A 1172-nucleotide genomic window follows, 5' to 3' on the forward strand; every position below is an offset into this window, starting at 1 on the left:
TATACCTCTTATAGGCACAAACTGCACTTTCCTCATGTCGACTCTCAGCAATGCTCGATAACATTTTGACTCCGAGTTAAACTTGTCGCTACCGACGGGCCGCTTTGTAGTTTTTTTGCGACGATGATCAGAATCGAGTTCTCCGAGCAGGATTTGAAGAAAATTCAGCAGTTGCGTTACGAGCATCCACACCCAAGAGTGCGCAAGCGAATGGAGGCGCTGTGGCTGAAGAGCAAGGGCCTTGCGCACCGGGAGATTTGTCGGCTCGCGGGAATCTCCAGCAACACGTTACGGCAGTACCTCGGGATGTTTCAATCCGGCGGTATCAAGAAGCTGACGGAACTCAACTTCTACGCCCCGACGAGCGAGTTGGAGCAACATCGCTATCGACTCGAAGCCCATTTCCGCAAGCATCCGCCTGCGACCATCAACGAGGCGGCGACCATGATCGAGGAGCTGACGGGAATCAAGCGCAGTCCGAGCGCCGTGGGGCGGTTTCTCAATTCGCTCGACATGGCTCCGAGAAGAGTCGGAACCATACCCTCGAAAGCCGATCCGGAGAAGCAGGAACACTTTCGTATCAACGAGTTGGAGCCGCGCCTCGAAGAAGCCAGGCAGGGCAAACGCGCTATTTTTTTGTCGATGCTGCTCACTTTGTATTGGGTGCCTTTCTCGGTATTCTGTGGTCATTCTCCCGTCTATTTGTAAAGACTTCCGCTGGGAGAAAACGTTTCAACGTGCTCGGTGCGTTGAACGCGGTCACACATGAACTGGTGATGGTGACGAACGATACCTATATCACCGCAGAAAGCGTCTGCGACTTGTTACGACGCATTGCTATGCTGAATCTCGACGTGCCGATCACGTTGGTTATGGACAATGCGCGCTATCAGAAGTGCAATATCGTCACAGCGCTAGCTTCGCAACTGAATATCGAATTGCTTTATCTTCCCGCCTATTCACCGAATTTAAACCTGATCGAGAGGTTGTGGAAGTTCGTTAAGAAAAAAGTCCTCTACTCGAAATACTACCCCAATTTCGCCGAGTTCCGAGATGCAATCACCGACTGCCTAAAACAAACGCACACCACGCACAAGAAGGAGCTGGACTCTTTACTCACGCTGAAATTCCAGGCATTCAAGAAATGCGAGCTTGTGCCTATATGAGGTATA

1 pseudogene is annotated in these 1172 nt (G+C 51.2%); it reads left to right on the forward strand.

Annotated features, from left to right (window positions below):
- Positions 1 to 123 precede the first annotated feature (123 nt).
- A pseudogene (locus BLV04_RS24220) lies at positions 124 to 1166 on the forward strand (IS630 family transposase).
- The last annotated feature ends 6 nt before the right edge of the window (positions 1167 to 1172 follow it).

Origin of the sequence: Thiocapsa roseopersicina, from assembly GCF_900106925.1 — a bacterium.
Lineage (GTDB): Bacteria > Pseudomonadota > Gammaproteobacteria > Chromatiales > Chromatiaceae > Thiocapsa > Thiocapsa roseopersicina.